This is a genomic window from Streptomyces sp. NBC_01669 (genome assembly GCF_026339735.1).
In the GTDB taxonomy this organism is placed as follows: domain Bacteria; phylum Actinomycetota; class Actinomycetes; order Streptomycetales; family Streptomycetaceae; genus Streptomyces; species Streptomyces yanii.
Window position 1 is genome coordinate 5,744,822 of sequence record NZ_JAPEQG010000001.1, and the last position, 18,179, is coordinate 5,763,000.

At 66.4% G+C, this 18,179-nt stretch carries 13 protein-coding genes; 8 read left to right on the forward strand and 5 right to left on the reverse strand.

The features are described from left to right. Positions 1 to 8: 8 nt before the first annotated feature. The 3 genes from OG972_RS25810 (at position 9) to OG972_RS25820 (ending at position 4,013) form a co-directional block, all read left to right on the forward strand. Positions 9 to 1,433, forward strand: a complete 1,425-nt coding sequence (locus OG972_RS25810; RefSeq protein WP_266985236.1) for a transcriptional regulator — start codon at positions 9 to 11, stop codon at positions 1,431 to 1,433. Beyond that, on the forward strand, positions 1,430 to 3,259 hold the full coding sequence (locus tag OG972_RS25815) for a DEAD/DEAH box helicase (RefSeq protein WP_266985238.1): 1,830 nt from the start codon (positions 1,430 to 1,432) through the stop codon (positions 3,257 to 3,259). Before OG972_RS25810 ends, OG972_RS25815 begins: the two co-directional genes overlap by 4 nt. Before the next feature lie 151 nt (positions 3,260 to 3,410). Further along, entirely contained in the window at positions 3,411 to 4,013 is a 603-nt protein-coding gene (locus OG972_RS25820) for a DUF3883 domain-containing protein (RefSeq protein ID WP_266985240.1), read from the forward strand. Here the strand turns inward: OG972_RS25820 and OG972_RS25825 are convergent. Next, positions 3,902 to 4,996, reverse strand: coding sequence for a DNA cytosine methyltransferase (locus tag OG972_RS25825; protein WP_266985242.1), 1,095 nt, complete (start codon positions 4,994 to 4,996; stop codon positions 3,902 to 3,904). The two genes, OG972_RS25820 and OG972_RS25825, sit on opposite strands and share 112 nt — an antisense overlap. A gap of 199 nt (positions 4,997 to 5,195) precedes the next feature. Between OG972_RS25825 and OG972_RS25830 the strand changes: the two genes are divergently transcribed. Continuing rightward, on the forward strand, positions 5,196 to 5,849 hold the full coding sequence (locus OG972_RS25830) for an HNH endonuclease (RefSeq protein ID WP_266985243.1): 654 nt from the start codon (positions 5,196 to 5,198) through the stop codon (positions 5,847 to 5,849). A gap of 92 nt (positions 5,850 to 5,941) precedes the next feature. Beyond that, entirely contained in the window at positions 5,942 to 7,267 is a 1,326-nt protein-coding gene (locus OG972_RS25835) for a DNA cytosine methyltransferase (protein ID WP_266985244.1), read from the forward strand. On the opposite strand, the gene OG972_RS25840 is transcribed toward OG972_RS25835, so the two are convergent. From OG972_RS25840 to OG972_RS25855, 4 genes are read right to left on the reverse strand one after another with little or no spacing between them, the layout of a single operon-like run. Continuing rightward, positions 7,202 to 7,660, reverse strand: a complete 459-nt coding sequence (locus OG972_RS25840; RefSeq protein ID WP_266985246.1) for a very short patch repair endonuclease — start codon at positions 7,658 to 7,660, stop codon at positions 7,202 to 7,204. The two genes, OG972_RS25835 and OG972_RS25840, sit on opposite strands and share 66 nt — an antisense overlap. 60 nt (positions 7,661 to 7,720) lie before the next feature. After that, positions 7,721 to 8,605: a NaeI family type II restriction endonuclease gene (locus OG972_RS25845; RefSeq protein ID WP_266985248.1), complete on the reverse strand. Its 885-nt coding sequence runs from the start codon at positions 8,603 to 8,605 to the stop codon at positions 7,721 to 7,723. 48 nt (positions 8,606 to 8,653) lie between these two features. After that, entirely contained in the window at positions 8,654 to 11,605 is a 2,952-nt protein-coding gene (locus OG972_RS25850) for a Z1 domain-containing protein (RefSeq protein ID WP_266985250.1), read from the reverse strand. Positions 11,606 to 11,654: 49 nt separating this feature from the next. Further along, positions 11,655 to 13,184, reverse strand: a complete 1,530-nt coding sequence (locus tag OG972_RS25855) for an ATP-binding protein (RefSeq protein ID WP_266985252.1) — start codon at positions 13,182 to 13,184, stop codon at positions 11,655 to 11,657. Between the two features lie 297 nt (positions 13,185 to 13,481). On the opposite strand from OG972_RS25855, the gene OG972_RS25860 reads away from it, so the two are divergent. From OG972_RS25860 to OG972_RS25870, 3 genes are read left to right on the forward strand one after another with little or no spacing between them, the layout of a single operon-like run. Further along, complete coding sequence (locus OG972_RS25860; RefSeq protein ID WP_266985254.1) at positions 13,482 to 13,979, forward strand: hypothetical protein; 498 nt, start codon at positions 13,482 to 13,484, stop codon at positions 13,977 to 13,979. Positions 13,980 to 13,984: 5 nt separating this feature from the next. Then, positions 13,985 to 16,696: a substrate-binding domain-containing protein gene (locus OG972_RS25865; protein WP_266985256.1), complete on the forward strand. Its 2,712-nt coding sequence runs from the start codon at positions 13,985 to 13,987 to the stop codon at positions 16,694 to 16,696. A 20-nt stretch (positions 16,697 to 16,716) separates the two neighbouring features. After that, the gene (locus tag OG972_RS25870) at positions 16,717 to 18,126 is read left to right on the forward strand and encodes an extracellular solute-binding protein (RefSeq protein WP_266985258.1); all 1,410 of its coding nucleotides are present in this window, start codon (positions 16,717 to 16,719) and stop codon (positions 18,124 to 18,126) included. The last annotated feature ends 53 nt before the right edge of the window (positions 18,127 to 18,179 follow it).

The following is an 18,179-nucleotide window of genomic DNA, read 5'->3' on the forward strand; positions in this document are numbered from 1 at the left end:
AACGCACTGTGAGTAGGGACGTCGGGGACTTCGGCCGGCCGCCGCTCGCCGCTGAGAATGCCGATCTCGTAGAGCGGCGCCTCAAGGAGGCCGCCGCCGGAACGGGGCTCCAGGAGACGCTGACGATTGAGTGGCGTACGAAGCCGCAAGTCGTGCAGGTCATCGAAATGCCGCTCGGGTCCCTCTACTACAACCCTGGCACCCACAGGATCCGGGCTCAGCGAAGTTTCGATCCACAGCGGGACCGTCGGTTGGACGAGGACCCGTGGAGCGACGAGAGCCAGAGCTACCTCCAGCATCTGCTCCAAGCTAAACCGTCCGACCCGTCAAAGAGGGACCAGGACTTCGATGAGCTGAAGCAGAGCCTCAAGGACTTCCGGCAGAACGAACCGGGGCTCATCACGCCCGACGGCATCCTGGTCAACGGCAATACCCGGGCGGCAGCGCTGCGCGAGCTTGGCGTCGCCTATATCCGAGTTGGTGTGCTGCCGGACTCCTGCACCTGGGCGGACATCAACAGGGTAGAGCTGTCCCTGCAGCTTCGTCCCGACACCCGCCGTGAATACTCGTATATCAACCGGCTGCTCACGATTGACGAGCAAGTCGGGGCGGGCCGGCCTCTGAAGGAGGTCGCGCGGGAGTTCCGTATCCGGGAGTCGACGGCCGAGCAGGACCTCTGGGTGCTCACCTGCCTCCGTGATCTGAGGGATAGGTCCACGACCGGAGACGCGCAGCTCCGGCTGCTGGACTTCGAGGATGCTCAGGAGAAGCTTCGCGAGGTGCACCGTGCCTATGCCAAGGAATCCAAGGCTGATCCGAGGAAGGCCGAGCTTCTCAAGGAGAACCGCCTGGCTGCCATCGTGATGGAATTCTCCAAGACCGACGTCCGCCTCATCGAAGCCGATTTCCGGACGCGCTACCTGGAGCACCGGCTGCCGGACGAACTGAAGACCGCCCCCGCGGCGGCTCCCGAGCGCGTGATTCCCGGAATTGGCCGGGCGGTAAAGGCTGAGGTGCCACAGGTGGCCGCAGCGCGCGCCTTCACGGATTCGGTTCTCCGGGCCAAGGCTGTCATCCGCGCCAGGGACAAGGTCTCTTTGGCTGAGTCCGAGAAGGCCGCCTCAGTGTTCGAGGTTGCACATAAGGCGGTAGAGGACGCCCTGGAACCCGCAGGCAAGGACGCTCGGGTACGCAAGCGGAAGCAGGCCGCGCCAGACCGCCTCTACGATGCCTGCCAGGACATTGAGCAGTGCATCACGGACATGGTGCTGGCCCGGGGATCCCGAAGCCTGGATGAGGAGGCCCTTGACGAGGCGGTTCTCAAGCTGAGGGCATCCCTTGGGAAGCTGGCCCTGGCCGCCGCCCAGTCCATTGAGGTACCTGGTGATGGTGTTGCGTGGCTGCTCGAGGCGGCACGCCAGGAGGCATCGTGACGGTGGCGGAAGAACCGTCCCTGCATATCGGGTTCGACGTGACGCGGACCAGAGCTGTACTAAGGGCTAGTGAGCCGCACCGCAGTGATCTGACCCGGCTAGCAGCACGCTTCCCTGGAGGCGGACTGCGCGGACGGCTGGCCTTGGAGCTCTCTCTCGACGATTTCCTTGTGAGCATCGACGTTCTCGCCGACTGGCCTCATCCAGAGTCGGTTGTGTGGGCGGAAGAGCTCGGCGCGCTGGTTGGGGGAGTTCTCGACGATGCCGACCGGGCTGAACAGCAGCTGCAGGCGCCGACTCCGGCAGCGATATGGGACGACAGCGCTGTGGAAGCGGCGCTGGGATCCGCATGGTGCGCCGACCTCACGGAATTCCAGCGGCGTGATATCGCGCAGTTGTTGTCGTTGCAGCACGGTGCCAACTTCAGCGTTCCCGGAGCGGGGAAAACTCGTGTAGGGCTCGCGGTGTACGCAGCTATGCGTGAGCGCAGCGAGGTGCGCCGGCTGCTGGTCGTCAGCCCGAAGTCAGCGTACGAATCCTGGCTGTCGGAAGGTGCTTTCTGCTTCAAGGAGCCGCCGCTCGCCACCGTGATGGGGAAGAGTCCGGACCCCAGAGCAGAGATCCTGATCGTGAACTATGAGCGTCTCGATAAGTCGCTCGCAGCGCTGGCCTCTTGGCTGCGTGGCGCACCCTCCATGGTCATCCTTGACGAAGCTCATCGTATGAAGCTGGGGGCACAGGGAACATACGGCAGTGCCTGCATGGCGCTTGGGCCGCTGAGCCGCCGACGCCTCATTCTGACCGGAACACCGGCTCCGAACGGGGCGCGGGACCTGGAGAACCTGCTGTCTTTCGTCTGGCCGGGCCATGGACGGCGGGTCGTGACGCAGGCCGTCGCGGGAGGTGACCTCGCGCACGCCAGCTCGGTACTCCGCCCGCTCTTCACCCGCACGACAAAGAACGAGCTGGGACTGCCCCCGTTCGAGACGCGGATCAGGCGGTTGCAGATGCCGGATCTGCACCGCGAGGTATACGACGCGCTGGTTGGCCGCTTTACCACTAGGGCTGAGGCATCTCGCGCTGACTTTGATGCCCTTGGTAAGGCGATGCTGCGCCTGCTCATGGCAGCTACCAGTCCGGCATTGCTTGTTGAGGGCGAAAGCCGCTATGAACCACTGACGTACCAGGTGCCGCCGCTCGAAGTCCCCGAAGATGAGTCGCTGTATTCCCTGATGCGGAACCTTCCGAGGCATGAGCTCTCTCCGAAGTACAAGGAAGCACTCAACATCGTTGCGACCAACGCCGCGATGGGCCGGAAAACCCTGGTCTGGACGACGTTCGTGCGCAGCATTACCACAATGGAGAGTCTGTTCGCGGCGTACCGGCCCGCTGTAGTGCATGGTGGGACCCCTGACCGTGAAGAGCAGATCAGACGTTTCCGCGAGGATCCCGACTGCCACGTTCTCCTGTCCAACCCGGCCACTCTCGGCGAAGGCATCAGCTTGCACCATGTCTGCCATGACGCCGTCTACGTGGACCGGGACTTCATGGCGGGACGTTTTCTCCAGAGCCTGGACCGGATCCACCGGCTCGGTCTTGCACCTGGCACGGAGACGCGCGTCACCGTGCTTGCGGTTGAAGGCACCATTGATGAGGTAGTGGCCATGAGGCTCGAAGAGAAGCTCGAATTCATGGGGCGGATCCTGGATGACCCCTCTGTTCAGCAGTTGGCCGATCTTGAGGACGAGCCATCGGGAGCCGCAGGTATGGATATGGCTGATGTCCGCGCGTTGCTGAGGCACGTCGATGCCGTCGCTGCCCAGTGAAGCCACGCGCCGTGCCGCGCTCCGCTGGCTGTCACAGCTGCGCGTAACCGGTGTGCCGCGTGCGCAGGTGTTGTTCACTCACCACCCGCGATACGCGGACCTCACGCCGGTCCAGTACGCCGAAGGCCTGGCCTGGCTCAGGCGGACTGGCATGGTGACGGCGACGAACCAACCTGTCGTAGAGGTCAGCAATAGTGAGCTGAGTGACCTGGGGATTGCCTCCGCAGTTCCTCAGGTCCACTGGAGCCGTTCCGCCGAGGAAGCCAGGAGGGCTATCGGAGCGGCCGGCGAGCGTGCGCTCCTCCGGTTGCTGCGCCAGGGTGGTGTGCCGCAAGTTCGGCATGTGGCGGCAGAGTCGGACGCCTACGGCTACGACATAGAGGCCGCGCGGTGTCTCGCGGAACGTGCGCATCTGGAGGTCAAGTCCACGACCGATCCCACCCGCCTGGTCGTTCACCTGACGCGGCACGAGTACGAGGTGATGGTGACTGACCTCGAATGGTTTCTGGTCGCCGTCCTTGTGGGCGCGGACGGCAATGCGGTGAATGTAGCCACCGTAAGCCGTCGGTGGCTTCGCTCGGCTGTTCCTGAGGACAGGGCCAAAGAAGGGAGTTGGGAGTCGGCCCGGCTTGAGGTTCCGCCTTACGCCATTACGCCAGGACTCGTCACGGGAGCATGGCAGCTGCTGCCAGACGCGCTCCTCCCGAGCAGGCCCGTGTGGGGACTCCAGTCATCGGCGCTGCTTCCCGTATGAGTCAGCGCGGTGGCGATACTGCGGCCAACAGCTTCGGCGACCGGGGGCGGGAACGCATTTCCTACCTGCCGATAAGCCGCGGTTTTGCGCCCGGTGATGGCCCAGTCCGGAGGGAAGCCCTGAAGCAGTGCCATCTGGGCCACCGTGAGCCTCACAGGGAGAGGCGTGCCCGGAAGAGGCGGGTCGTCGGCGACGCTGGAACCGTTGACGCCCAGTTCCGCCCATGCCTGCCTTGCCCGGGACGGGCCAAGGTCGGCTCCGCCATGCTTACGGGACCCGCCACAGAGCGTCGGTGCGATGCGGGTGGCGGCGTCCGCCCATTCATGAGCGAGTTCCCAGCCTTGTGAGGCCATGGACTGGTAGAGCACGCTGCCCACTGACGGGGCGGTGTCCGGGCACGTAGTCGGTGTCGGCCAGGCGAACTTCGTAAAAGAAGCGGGCCGCATTGCGACAAGAACCGCCCGTGGGCGCAGCTGCGGCACTCCGAAGTCGCAGGCGCGAAGAAGCTGCCAGTTGGTCGCGTACCCGAGCTCTTTGAGCCGCCGAAGCACCCTCGCGCGGTAGCCGTCGAACTTTGCCTGCAGGATTCCTTTGACGTTCTCAATCAGAACAGCCCTCGGCTTCAGCCATCCAGCGAGCGCCAGCACATCTGGAAAGAGATCTCGTTCATCAGCCGCCCCCAGCTGCTGGCCTGCCAGTGAGAACGGAGGGCACGGCACGCCGGCCGCGAGGAGCGCCACCTCCTGTTCGTTGCCACCTGGCCAGAGCCTGGCAGCGGAGAGGCCGCGGACGTTGCTATGGAGGACATTCCAGTGCGGGCGATTCGTGCGAAGCGTTCGTACTGCATCGCCGTCCAGTTCAACGAGCGCGGTGTGCTGGAATCCGGCACGCTCCAGCCCCAAGGCCTGACCACCGGCGCCGGCACAGATCTCGACGCATGTGAGGCCTGGGGGCGGCTGGTGGCTGTCGCTCGGCGGAATCATCTGGGTGTCCTCTCGCTGACTTGCCTATGGCGGTTGTCGTCAAGTGCACCTTGCCGCCACTTGCCGCGGCAAGTGGCGGCAAGCTAACGTCATCACTCAAATCGCTCATTACTCGCATGTGCATTCGAACGGAAGTGGATGGATCGTGCCGTCACCGGAGCAGGACTGGCGTAATGCAACGCTTGGCACACGAGTGCGTGTGGCCCTGTGGCTGCGGGATGAAGTCGGTGTCGGCGGCACCTTCTCGAAGGTTGCGCTGCGAGCGGCCATCACGGGTGCTGAACAGGTGGATCGCCGCATGCGGGATCTTCGTCCGGCGGGCTGGGTAATCAGGACGAACCTGGACAGGCCGAGTCTGCAGCCGGACCAGCTGTATCTGGAGGAGGTCGGGGCACCGGTCTGGGAGCGGGAGCACCGTGCGGCTGGACTCCGCCAGATCGGCGCGAAGACGCGTCGCTATGTGTATGAGCGTGACAGGCACATGTGCCGGCGGTGTGGGGTTGGTGCGGCCGAGGCGTACCCAGGAGAGCCTGACTCACACGCCCGGCTCACGCTTGGTCATGTGAACCCGCACGCGTCGGGGAGCGGTGCTCATGCCGAGAATCTGATCACTGAGTGCGCGCGGTGCAATGAGCTGGTCAGGAATCTGACCGGCGTCCAGATGGACTCCGCGCAGGTTTGGGAGCGGGTGAAGGCGCTTCCTCGCCGGAGCAAGCAAGAGCTGCTCGAATGGATGGAGGCAGACGGCAGGCCTGTGAAGCCAATCGATCAGGCGTGGGGCATGTACCGGCAGCTTCCGGCCGCGTTGCGAGACGAGATGCGGCAGGGTCTGCGAGACCTGCTGGAGAGCTGACTGGGCCGGGTGGGATGGGGCGAGCGTCGTAAGTGTTGTCGGTGGTAGATGCGACACTGGCGTGTCTGTATCAGCCATGCCAGGAGGAGCCGATGACGCTCAGCGACAACACGCCGACCTTGAGCGAGGGTCACGTGTTGACCTCGATCGAGATTTGCGCGGGTGCCGGGGGGCAAGCCATCGGTCTCCACGCGGCCGGTTTTAAGCACCTTGCACTTGTTGAAATTGATGAGCATGCCGCGACTACCCTGACGAATAACATTGATGCTCTCGACGGGTGGAGCTGGGAGCGGGAACATTGTGACGTCATTAATGATGATGTCAATGAATTCCGTCCGCTGCCTAGTGAGAAATACCCTGAAGCGGGATTGAAGAAGCCGTCCAAGTTCCTCGGCGGCCCTCTCTTGCGTAGCAAGCTTGACTTGCTTGCGGGGGGTGTTCCGTGCCCGCCTTTTTCGCACGCCGGCAAGCAGTTGGGGAAGGATGACGAGCGAGATCTCTTCCCTCGGATGCTAGAGCTCGTTGAAGACCTTCACCCTAAAGCGGTGATGATTGAAAATGTTCGAGGGATTAAAGACGCGAAGTTCGAGGAATATCGTACCTACATCGAAGCGAGGCTTCAGGGCGGCCGAGCCAAGCGGCCCGAGACGGGTCTGGAGGAAGACTTCAGGGGTCTCGGCTACAAAGTGTGCAAGTGGGAGGTGCTAGAGGCCAGTGACTTTGGTGTGCCTCAGTTGCGTCCGCGAGCTGTTCTTGTGGCTATCCGTAAGGATGTGCTCGGTGATCTCGAATTCGTGTGGCCCGCTGCAACAGGCGCTCCGAAGAGCGTTTTCGAGGCACTCAACGACTCTATGGAGGCCAGGTATCAGCCGTACCTGAAAATGGGTGGAGATATTGCATCCGAGGCGCAGAAATGCCTCGATGACTGGAAAGACAGGGCATCCAAAGCTGCTGCGGATAAGAGGGATGGCGGCATCGCGCCTACACTCGTCGGCGGCTCAAAGAAGCACGGTGGGGCTGACCTGGGGCCGAGTCGTGCAAAGGCATCTTGGAAGCAGTTGGGTGTGTCCGGCATGGGTGTCGCTAACGGCTACGAAGAGAGCGAGAAAAAGGGTAGTCGAGGGCGTGACCTCTTCCGTCCAGATGGCCCTATGCTGACGGTCGAACAAGCGGCAATTATTCAAGGGTTTCCGCAAAATTGGAAGTTCAGCGGAGGTAAAACTGCCCAGTACCGTCAGGTGGGAAATGCATTTCCCCCGCCTGTCGCGGAGGCAGTGGGGAGGGCGATCGCTGCTGTACTGCACGCCGCCCACAAACGCGACAAGCAGCGCAAGGCGGAGACGCAGGATCTGCTACCGGGCCAGAGTGTGCCGTCGCTCGCGGACAGCACTGACGATCGTGAGCGCGCAGGTGTCTGAGTCCTGATGCTCCCAGAAGCGAAGTACCAGCCAGCCGGCCTCAGCGAGGCGCTGGTCAGTGTCACGGTCTCGGGCCATGTTCCGTGCCACCTTGTCTGACCAGTACCCAGGGTTGGTTTTGGGCGGGACGTAGTGCTCGGGACAGCCATGCCAGTAGCAGCCGTCAATGAACACTGCGACCTTGGCCGGGCGGAAGACCATGTCGGCCGTCCGGCGAAGGTCTGGCAGAGGTTTTGCCGCGACTCGGTAGCGGAGGCCGCTGGCGTGGACGAGTCGGCGGATCAGCCGCTCGGGCTTTGTATCGCGGCTCCGAATGGCCTGCATGTTCTTCCGCCGCGCGGCTGAGGACGCCCAGGATCCTTCAGGCGGAGTCCAGGCTTCGGGGTCAGACACTGCTATCCAGCCTTCGATATCTGGTGCTTGTATGCAGTCTGGCACGTGGCTGGCCACGGGCTAGCTGGCTGAATCGTCTCGAAGTGCAATCCACTCACCAGAGCCGAGAGTGATCCCTCGCGCCGCGGCTTGTTCGCGGGACTCAACCCAGTCACCGCACAGAAGTGTCAGACCTTCCTTGACTGCCTCATCCCGAGCCTGTCGCGCTCGGCGCATAGGGTCGTCCCTGCCCGCTCCGACAGTGAGGATGACGTTCCGGGGAATGATGTGGCCCTCTAGGAAGCGGAACATCATCAGCAGCCGCTTTACCTGTCCGGGCTTCTTCGCCAGGACCTGCGTGGCCTGTTCTTCGGTCAGGTACCGCAGAGGGTTGATGGGCAGATCTTCCCAGTCGTAAAGCGGGACGCTCCAGTGGGTGCGAGCGTCAACAGCCAGTCCGCGTTTGCCGTCCTTATTGCCCTTGCCTCGGTACAGCCAAGACCGATGTGCCCGGACGAGCCAGGATCTATGGCGATTCTTCTTCAGCTGAATCTGGGTGCAGATACATAGTTGGCAGTGTGCTTCTGTCGGGATAGCCCAGTTGTCCCCGACCGTCGCTTTGATGTCTACCGGGGCGCCCCCGATGAGCGTGTCGAGGGGCTTGGATTTCGGCAGATTGAAGATCCGTAGAACCTCGTACTCCAGCTTCGCGCCAACCGAGGCCCTCTCGCCCGGATGTACGTCGGACGACAGCAGATCGAACCGGCCCGTTCTGCCGCCATCAAGGACATAGTCGATCGAGTTACGGATCGCCTCGGTATAGAGCAGCCCGATGGACTGGTCACGGAACCAGCCAAGGACGGCCTGCAGTTCGACGTCGTCCTCTGGCTTGCGGAGGAGGTGTTCTGAGGCTGTATCCGCGTTCGTGCAGATTTCCCCAGGCTTCTGAAGAACAAGCCGTCCCACCCGCAAGCTCCCGATCTCTGGTCCGAATTCCTGTCGCGCAGATCGCCATCAACCGGTGGTGACGATCGCCTCCCCATCGCGCGATGAGTCGATGGTGCGGAAGCGAACGAAGGGTATCTGCTTAGCTGTTTGGCTGACAGCCGGGATGAATGCTGCAGCCATCACGACCTTGGCTGGATCGATATGGCCCCTGGCCACGACGTCGGCGGGTGCGCCAAGCTCGGGGTCGACCACCGGATAGAGCAGCACGACACCCCGCCGCTGCTGGTGGAACTGGGTGGCAAAGGGGTCTTCCTCGCTCAGCGGATGCAGGCCGGCGATGCGTTCGGCGGACTGGCGGTGTGCCATACCGGAGATGCGGTTGAAGACGCCGCGGGCGTTGCGCTTGCGCTGAACGAGAGTGAGCGGACCGGAGCCCCCGATCCGCGCTTCCACGCTGGTGCGGCCGGAAGTCTGCGGGAGTACAAGGACCCAGTCGTCGGTCGCGCACCCGCTGTCGCTGGGGTCCTTGAGATACGCGAGGTGGGGAGCGAAGAGGTCTGGGCGACCCCAGGTAAGGCTGCTCATGATGTCTAGCAGTTGACTGTGGGGGAGAACGGCGGTCTTTGCTGGGTAGCGGGTATAGCTGCCCCGGTCATTTTCGGAGAGGGTGACGAAGACACTCGGGTCTACGTTCAGCGCCTCGAGAGCGGGCAGCCATACCTCCGAGTTGTGCCGCAGATCCGTCGCGTCCGTCGGGTACGCCGTCGGCTCCACCCACTCGCCCGGCGACCGGATCTCCACCAGCTCCGCGTTGAACATCTTGTTGCGGGCGGACGGCTTGATCCAGGACAGGTGCTGGGAGACCAGCGGTGGGATCTGGGCCGGGGTGACCTGGGGCTTGCCGTCCACCAGGGCGGCGTACCGGGTGAGTTGGGCGCGGAACGTCTCCTCGTCGCGGCAGATGGCCTCGAAGGCCTCGTACAGGTCGACCGTCTTCGACTTGCCCATGGGCTCCTCGCGGCCGATGTAGAGGCGGACCAGGTCGCGGTAGCCGGGGCGGAAGCCGAACCAGCGGCCCATCTGCATCAGGGTGTCGGCCTGCTGGGTCTTGCGGCGGTAGTACGTCACCGTCAGGCCCTCGACCGTGAAGCCGCGGGAGAGTTTGGTGCCGCCGACCAGGATCTTCCACACGTTCGGGGTGCGGTCGAAGTCGAGGTCGGGCTGGGCGTAGTCGCGTTCGGTGTCGCCGTTGACGACGATCACCGGTGTGCCGCCGGAGTTGATCAGCTGGCGGGCCCGGAAGACGTGCTGCTTCAGGTCTTCGTACGAGGTGGGGGTGGGCAGTCCGTCGTCGGCGAAGCGCTGGAAGTCGGAGGCCAGCAGGGCCGCGAGGCGGTCGTGACCCTCCTGGCTGGTGTAGGCCGCCTCGTGCCACAGGGAGCTGATGCGCAGCGCCAGGGCCGCGTGTTCGGCCATGCGCACGGACTCGTGGACGAGCATCGTGTGGTGGCGGAACGGGCCGTCGGGGACGCCGTTGGCCGCGCGGTACAGCTTCAGGGCTCCGGTGAGGAGGAAGGCGTCCAGGGCTTCCTGGAGGCGGTCGCCCGTGTCTTCGTAGATGCCGCGGATGTGGGATTCCTCGGCGGTGCCGGTGCCGGTGGCGGAGTCGTCGGTCCGGTCCAGGTCGTGGAAGTCCTGGACGCCCATGTAGCCGGTCGGGCGCGGCAGCGAGATGAGGAAGTCGCGGGGGAAGATGTCCTCGCCGTCGCCCGGGTCGACGAAGACGTTGGCGAAAGGCGTTGCCGTGTAACCGACGTACTGGGCGCGGGGGAGGAGGCCGAGCAGCTGGGAGATCTGGCCGTTGATGGCCGTACGGGCGACCTTGCCCTCCTCCCACTTCTTCGGATCCGTGGTGTTGACCGAAGCCTGGTCGGACTCGTCGTCGATGATCAGCGCGGGGATCTCGGAGAGGAGCGGGCCGATCTTCTTCAGGTCCTTGATGAGCTTGGCCAGCACGGACTTGTTCTTCTTCACGACCATCACGCGCGCGGCCGCGCGATGCAGGTTGTCCGGGGCGTGCAGCGGCTGCGTACGGACCTGCTTGTCGAATTCGAGCGCCCGGATTCCGGTCGCCAGACTCTTGTAGTCGTCGTCCCGGGTGGTGAGGCGTTCGATGTCGAAAGCGCCTCGGGTGGAGGGACGGCCGCCGTGGCTGACGAACTTCGCCGGCCAGTCCTCGTCGTCCTGGTAGTCGATGTCGATCAGGGCGTCGGGATCCGACGGGTCGGCGCCCCGCAGGATGTTCTCCTGGCCGATCAGTTCCATGTCCAGACGGCGCTGGGTCTGGCCCCGGAGGAGGTTCAGGGTGCCGCCGAGGACGATGACGAGGCGGTAGCCCGCGTCGATGGCCTTCGCCGTGACGCCCGTGAAGTTGGCGGTCTTGCCCGACTGGACATAGCCGACGACCAGGCCGCGGGCTCCGTACGCCTCGGCGCGCGTGGGGTCGGCGAGGCGCTCGACCACGGCGTGGCTCGCCTCGTCGAGGCTGGACACGGCCGCGTCCGACCAGCCCTTGCGGCGCAGCAGTTGCTCGTACGAGTTCCAGTAGAAGGAGCGGGCCGCCGCGGTGTCCCGGGAGTACCAGGAAGTCGGGGTCCTGCTGATGATCGTCGGGCCGGGCTCCTTGAAGACCGGCACCGCATGGTCGAGCGCCTTGCGCAGGTCGGCGCCGAAGCCGAGGCGGGTGTACGTGTCCGCGCGGCGCTCGTCGGTACGGGGCGGGGCGGCGGACCAGTCGGCCTGTTCCGTCAGGTCCCAGCCGGTCAGAGTGCGATGCCAGAGCGCGGTGAGCTCGTCGCCGGGGCCCGCGGCGATGATGCGGTCCCGGAAGTGGCTCAGCTCCGTGTCGGCGGGTTCGTCGGCCTCGGTGAGTACGAAGGCCAGCTTGGTGAAGTGTTTAGGTCCGCGACGCATCGCAGCCAGGACGTCGCCGTGCAGGTTGAACAGGTGGTCGGTCATGGTGGGAACGGCTTCCTCGGGAGGGGAGGTGGGAGGACGGTTCGGTTGCTCAGCGCGCGAGTTCGCAGCGCGCGGCCGTCACCAGGACGCTGTTCCACAGGGCGACATTGTCGGTGTGGACGGCGCGGACCCGTTCCTTCTGGAAGATCTCGTTGACCATGAGGTACAGCATGCTCTTCACCACGGGAGCGTCGTTCAGACCGCCCCTGCGGCCACCGTTGAAGACCTGCCGGTACTCCTTGTTCAGCTTCACTTCCCGTTCCTCGCGGTCGAGTTCGAAGAACACGTCCGACGGAAGCGTGTCCCAGCGGAAGGTGATCGGGTCCTCGCCCTCCAGCTCGGGCAACTCGTCGCGAAGGGTGCGCTTGAGCCTGGGGTCCAGGCCCTTGCCGGCCGGGAGAACGGCCTTGCGCTGCGGCTCGGTCGCGCGCCGGGCCGCCTCCCGGTACGTCGTCTCCGCTTCCTGGAGATACGCGGCGAACGTGTGGCCCGCGTCGTTGGTGGCCTGTTCGAGACCTCGGGCGAAGGCGGGGGTGACCGTCACGCCGTCCTTCTTCACCGTGAGGCTGAAGACGTCGTTCGGTTCGGTCGGCAGGTCGACGGCGATCCGGGCCAGGGCGAGATGGCCCTCGGCGCTGCGGGTGCTGTTCCAGCCGCCCGCCTGGACGAGCCGGTCGTTGCGGTAGATGTAGAAGCCCTGGCGTTCGGCGAGCGGACCGATGCCGCGGAAGCTGACCAGCGGCGACTTCGGCGGCCAGATGTGCGCGGTCAGCGCGAGCTCGCCGACGCCCTCGATCGGTGCGGTGTACGTGCGGGGGTAGCCGGCCCGGCCCGGCACCCGGTAGCCGAACGGGTCGAGGGGCTCGACGCCGCGGTGGTCGAGCTCCTCCTTGGTCCGCACGTCCTCGACGACGATGTCGACGTTGAAGCCCTCACGGGCCAGGAAGCGGTGCAGATGGAGGCCGAGGTGGGTCTCCAGCTTCTCGATCGCTTCATTGAGGAACCGGTCGGCCTGACCGGTCGTCACGGTGTCGAAGGCCCGGACACGGTCCCAGCGGACGATCGTGCCGTGCCACTCGACGATTCCGTCGTAGCGGTCGACGAGGTCCTGGCAGTAGCGGGGGTCGACGACGTCGCACGTGAAGTCGGCCTGGGCGCGCGCCGTCAGCCAGCGGCGGCCGGTGGAGGGGCTGCGCTTGGTCCGGCTGATGACGGTGAGCGAATCGGCGTGCGAGAGCGAAGCGGCCTTGAGGCCTGCTCCGAAGTGGCCGAGCGCGCTCGCGGCGTATCCCTCGCGTCCGCCGACCGTCATCGCGGTGTCCAGGGCCTCGTCGTTCATACCGCATCCGTCGTCGACGACGAGCAGGCTGACGAGGCGGTCCTCGTCGCGGAGGAAGCTGATGACGACGTTACGGGCGCCCGCGTCGATGGAGTTGTCGACCAGGTCGGCTATGGCTGCCTCGAAGCCGTAGCCCTGGTGCGTCAGTGATTCGACGTAGCGGGCGGCGGGCGGGAGCCGCTTGCTGCCGGTCGTCGGGATCTCGTACTGCCAGTCGGCGGAAGGCTGATAGGGCGACATGAAGGCTTCCTCGCACGCACAGAGCTGGAACCTGCGTGGGGGAGGCGGGGCCCTGAGATCAATGGATGGAATGTGATGATATTGCAAAGGTGGGGCATTGGGGAATCGGTTGCGCGACCGGTGTTCCGCGTGCGGTGAAGCGGCGGACGGGTCACGGAGGTCTGGGCCCAGTCCTCGTCGACCGGGCCGAGAGGGGCGGCCTCAAAGGGGTGTCCGGTGTCAACGTGCGTGAAATAATGGCGAGTTACACGAACCGCTCCGACGCGGGGGCGGCAACGGCGTCGATGGGGGCAGCGCATGGCGGACAGTGCGGACGTGGCCGGGGCAGCGGGGGCGCGGGGGGCCGTTGAGTTGCGGCTCACGGTGCGCGGTACGCACGCCGAACGGGACGACGTGAGAGCGCTCAGTACGTGGTTACGTAACGCGCCCGCGCTCGCCGAGGCGTGGCGCGCCGGGGAACTCAGGTTGGTCGAGGTCGAGTCGGCGGAGGAGCCCGGGCGGCCCGCGGAAACCCAGGCGGGGGAGTTGGTCCAGGCGGTCGTCCTCGCGGTGGCGGTGAAGGGCGTCGACATCGTCGTCGAGAGCGCGTGGCAGTCGGCGCTGACCTGGCTCCGCAACCGGCGCAGACTCGTCGTCGACGACGAGGAGGACCCAGGCGTTGCCTTCGTCGATCAGGCCGGTGGTCCGGACTCCGCGCTGAGCCGCGACTCCGCACGCGATGCGGCCCCGGAGGAACCGCCGGAGCCCGGTGGCGAGGACCCTGCACAGGGCGGCGACGATCACAGGGGGGCCTAGCCGCCGTGCCGCCCTACAACGCGCGTAGTGGCGAGAACCGCCGGAAGGCCCACCGGGCGCTGCTGATCGGCGTGGACAGGTATGAGCACCTGGGGCGTCTTCCGGGTGTGCCGCGCAACCTCGAGCTGATGAAGGAGGCGCTGACCGCCGAGGGCTCCGGCGTGTTCGACCCCGACGAGGTGAGGGTTCTCCTCGACCCGCGCGGCCGCCACACGGTGGGTGAGGCCCTCAGCAAGGCTGCGGAGGAGGCCGAGGGGTTACTGGTCGTCTATTTCGTCGGTCACGGCCAGGTGGACACGTACGGCGGGAACTTCCATCTGATGGTCGCCGGTTCCAAGGTGACCAGGGACAAGAGCCATCCCTTCTCGAACGCCCTTGCCTGGCACAAGGATGTGATGCATTGGCTGTGGGAATCCGAGGCGGAGCACGTGGTCGTCATCCTCGACTGCTGTTACGCGGGCAACGCGCTCAAGGAGCTCGATCTGAATCCGGAGAAGAGATTCGCTCTCTTCGCGGCGATACGGGAGGGCGCGGAGATTCCGGTCCCACGCACCGCGGCCGGAACGCGTTTCACCAGGGAGATCCATCGCGTACTGACGGAGGAGCCGACCGAGGGGGGACCGCTTCGCGGCGGTGACGTTCTTCTTGCGCACCTGGATACGCGGGTGCGCGAGGCGCTGGCCGGCCTCAAGGCGTACGACGGGCAGGACTGGATTCCCGTCGAATTCCACCAGGGCGACGATGTCGTTCTCGCGCTCGGGCAGGGGGAAGATGCCGTGCCCCCGGTCGAGCGGGAGCCGGAGCCGCACTCCGTCCGCGTGTCCGATCCGGAACACGATCCGGAGCACGATCCGGAAGCCGTGTCGCTGTCCGCGTTCCTACGCCGGTTTCGGGACCGGTTGTGGCGTCTGCGGGGAGTCCGGAGGGTCCTCGTCCCGCTCCTGGCTCTCGCCCTCCTCGGCGCCACCGGGGTGATCGTCCGAAACCTGCTGCCGGCGGACGGGGCCGGAAGCTGCGCGCCGCCGATGGAGCTGCGGGTGCTCACCGATCCGGATCTGCGGACCACCGTCCAGAAGGCCGCCGACGCGTATCTCGAACGGGATTCGCGCGCCTGCCGACAGATCGGGATCAGTGTGTACGAGGCCAAGGCGACGGACGCGGTAGCCGCCTTCCAGGGGTCGAAGGCATGGCAGTCGCCGGACGGTGAGTGCCCCGTCTCGGGGGAGTGCTTCCGGCCCCAGCGGGATCTCGGCGCGCAGCCGGACATCTGGATTCCGGCCGCCGACAGCACGTGGCGGCGTGCCCAGGACACCTCGGCCGCCGCGACCGGCAACGGCAAGGTCACCGAGGGCAGTGTGGTCTCCTTCGACCGGTTGGGACCGCTCGCCTATACGCCGATGGTTCTGGCCGTGCCCGACGGGCTGTCCCTCCCGCCCGCCCTGCAGACCGGCAGCCCGCTCGGCGCGCTGGTTTCCGCGCTGGGCGCCTCGGAGCAGAAGGCGTTCGTCCTGCGTCCCGACCCGGAGAACACGGACGGGGCGCTCCTGGCCACGACAGCCCTCTATCCGCCCACCGGCATCGCCCAGCCGTCCGAGCTCGAACAGGGCATGGAGGGGCAGCTCACGCCGATGCCGGGCACGTCGGCGGAGCTGATGTGCGCGCTCGCCGCGAGCCCGCAGAACACTCTGGAGGACCGGGCCGCCGTGCTGATCCCGGAGCAGACCATGGCGCAGTTCAATCTGCGGCCCGGCGACAAGGGCCGCCGGTCCTGCGCGAAGGACACCCTGTCCGGGCGGACGGCCTGGTACCCGTCCGACGTACCGATGCTGGATCTGCCCTTCGTGCGCGTCACCTGGAAGGGGGCAGAGCGCGACGCCGAGCGGCGCAAGCAGGCGATCAAGGACTTCCACCGGTGGCTGACCGAAGACGGTTCCGCCCAGCGCGTGTTCACCGAGGACGGGTTCCGGCGCGTCACGAGTGACGGCGATCCCGCCCCGCCCGACGAGCACTCGCTGCTCAAGGCGCCCGCCAACACCCGTGCCGTCCACTCCGACAAGCTGCCGCAGAACGGGCCGCCCGCCACATCGGCCGTGCTCACCGACACGCTTCGGCGCTACCGGCAGGCTCTCGGGCCCGGCCGAGTGCTGTACCTGCTGGACACGTCGACCTCGATGGTGGACAAGCGGGTCTTCGACGGGTCCGGGCGCGCCAAGGATCTGGTGAGCCGGTCGATGAACTCCCTCGGCAGGGAGGACGAGTACGGGGTCTGGTCGATCGCGCCCGTCTCCCGGAAGGCCCATGCGGACCTCGTGCCGTTCGGGCGGAACGACCGGGCCGCCGCGCAGCGGAAGGTCGGCGCGGCGAAACCGGTGGCGGACGTCAACGCGCACGTCGCGACCGGGCTGCGGGACGCGCTCGCCGAACTGCGCGCGGGACCGTCGGAGGCCGACCCGCCGCGGCTGCTCGTCCTGGTCACGGACGACGAGGATTCCGCGGGCATCAAGGGCACCGGGCTGGCGTCCCTGGTCAAGGAGGCGCAGAAGACTCCGCGGGTACGGGTCGTCGTGGTCTCCCTGCAGGGCGGCGGCTGTACGTCGGGTGCGCTCAACCGGCAGCTCACGGCTGCGACCGGCGGCCGCTGTCTCGACCCGTCGGTCGACCTGGCGAAAGAGCTGCAGGCCGAGGTCGCCAAGACCGGTACGGGGGACGCCGAATGAGTCGCAGTGGCAGTCGCCGGGTGGATCGGAGCGGTCGCGGGCGTGCCGTCGGCGCGCTCTGCTCCTTGCTCGTCCTCGCCTCCGCCGCTTGTTCCGGTGGTTCAGGACAGACCCCCGGCCCGGACGAGAAGGGAAAGGACGCATCCGGCCCGATCGTCGTCGCCAGCGGGCTCGATGTGACCGGATCCGGCGGAGTGCGGCAGCAGCTGATCAAGGAATGGAACGAGCGCCACTCCCATGAACCGGCGATGCAGGCGAAACTCGTCGAGCTGCCCGGCGACGCCGATCAGCAGCGCAGCCAGCTGCTCGGCGCGCTCCAGTCCGGAAGCGCCGGCTACGACGTGGTGAACCTCGACATCACCTGGATCCCGGAGTTCGCCGAGGCCGGGCTCGTCCGCCCGCTTTCCGACAAGGACGGAGTCGACTCCGACGTCATTCCGGAGATCCGCCGGACCTCCGAATGGAAGGGCCGCTCCTACGCCCGCCCCTTCAACAGCGACGTCGGTCTGCTCTACTACCGGCCCGACCGGCTGACCGCCGCCGGAATCACCCTGGCCCGCCAGCCCACCGCCAACTGGACGTGGGTCGATCTCGGCGCCTCCATCGACACGCTCACGGCCGACCGGAGCAAGAGCGGCGTCGACGCGGGCTGGACGACCCAGCTCGACGAGTACGAGGGACTGACCGTCAACACCATCGAGGCGTTCGAGTCCGTCGACGTCCACCTCACGGATGAGAAGGGGCATTACACAGCGGACCCGAAGTCCCTGAAGAGGGGGCTTGAGGCGGTGCGCCAACGCGCCCGCAAGGACCGGATACTGGACCGCGCGTTCTCCTCCGACGAGCCGACGTCCCTGGCCGACTTCGCCGAGGGGCGCGTCGCGTTCGTGCGCCACTGGCCCTACGTCTTCAGGGCGTTGCAGAACCTGCTGCCGCCGGAGGACTACTCCGTGAACCGGCTTCCGGGCGCATCGGTCCTCGGCGGCCAGAACCTCGCCGTCACCACTGATTCGCCGCGCGCCGCGGGCGCCCGCGAGCTGATCGACTTCCTGACCTCCCGGGAGAGCGAACGCTGCCTGCTCGACGCCGGGTTCGCCGCCACCCGCGCGTCCGCCTACGACGGCACCGGGCCGCCCTGCTACCCCCGTGTCGCCGAGGCCCTCCACTCGGCCGGCCCGTCACCGTCCGCGTCCCCGGGCGGTGAGGGCGGCGCCTGGGCCCAACCGGACCGGATGCGAGCCGCGTACACCTTTACGTTGAGCCAGGCGCTGAAGCATGCGGTGCAGCGCCCCCGGACCCCTTACTACGGTGCGTTCACACAGGTCCTGCAGTCGCAGGTGCACACCTGGCTGACGACCGACGGAGCCGACGCCGAACAGACCGCGGCCGGGCTCGACGCGGCCCTGCGCAAGGCGCTCAGCGGCCGTTGACGATCAGCGACGGACGTACGGCCCCGGGACGAGCCGGAGCCGTACCCCGTCGG

Excerpts from the sequence above, each read along its gene's own strand:
- OG972_RS25820 (WP_266985240.1), top strand. The coding sequence starts at position 3,411 with ATGGTGACGGCGACGAACCAACCTGTCGTAGAGGTCAGCAATAGTGAG.
- OG972_RS25825 (WP_266985242.1), bottom strand. The coding sequence starts at position 4,996 with ATGATTCCGCCGAGCGACAGCCACCAGCCGCCCCCAGGCCTCACATGC.
- OG972_RS25835 (WP_266985244.1), top strand. The coding sequence starts at position 5,942 with ATGACGCTCAGCGACAACACGCCGACCTTGAGCGAGGGTCACGTGTTG.
- OG972_RS25850 (WP_266985250.1), bottom strand. The coding sequence starts at position 11,605 with ATGACCGACCACCTGTTCAACCTGCACGGCGACGTCCTGGCTGCGATG.
- OG972_RS25855 (WP_266985252.1), bottom strand. The coding sequence starts at position 13,184 with ATGTCGCCCTATCAGCCTTCCGCCGACTGGCAGTACGAGATCCCGACG.
- OG972_RS25860 (WP_266985254.1), top strand. The coding sequence starts at position 13,482 with ATGGCGGACAGTGCGGACGTGGCCGGGGCAGCGGGGGCGCGGGGGGCC.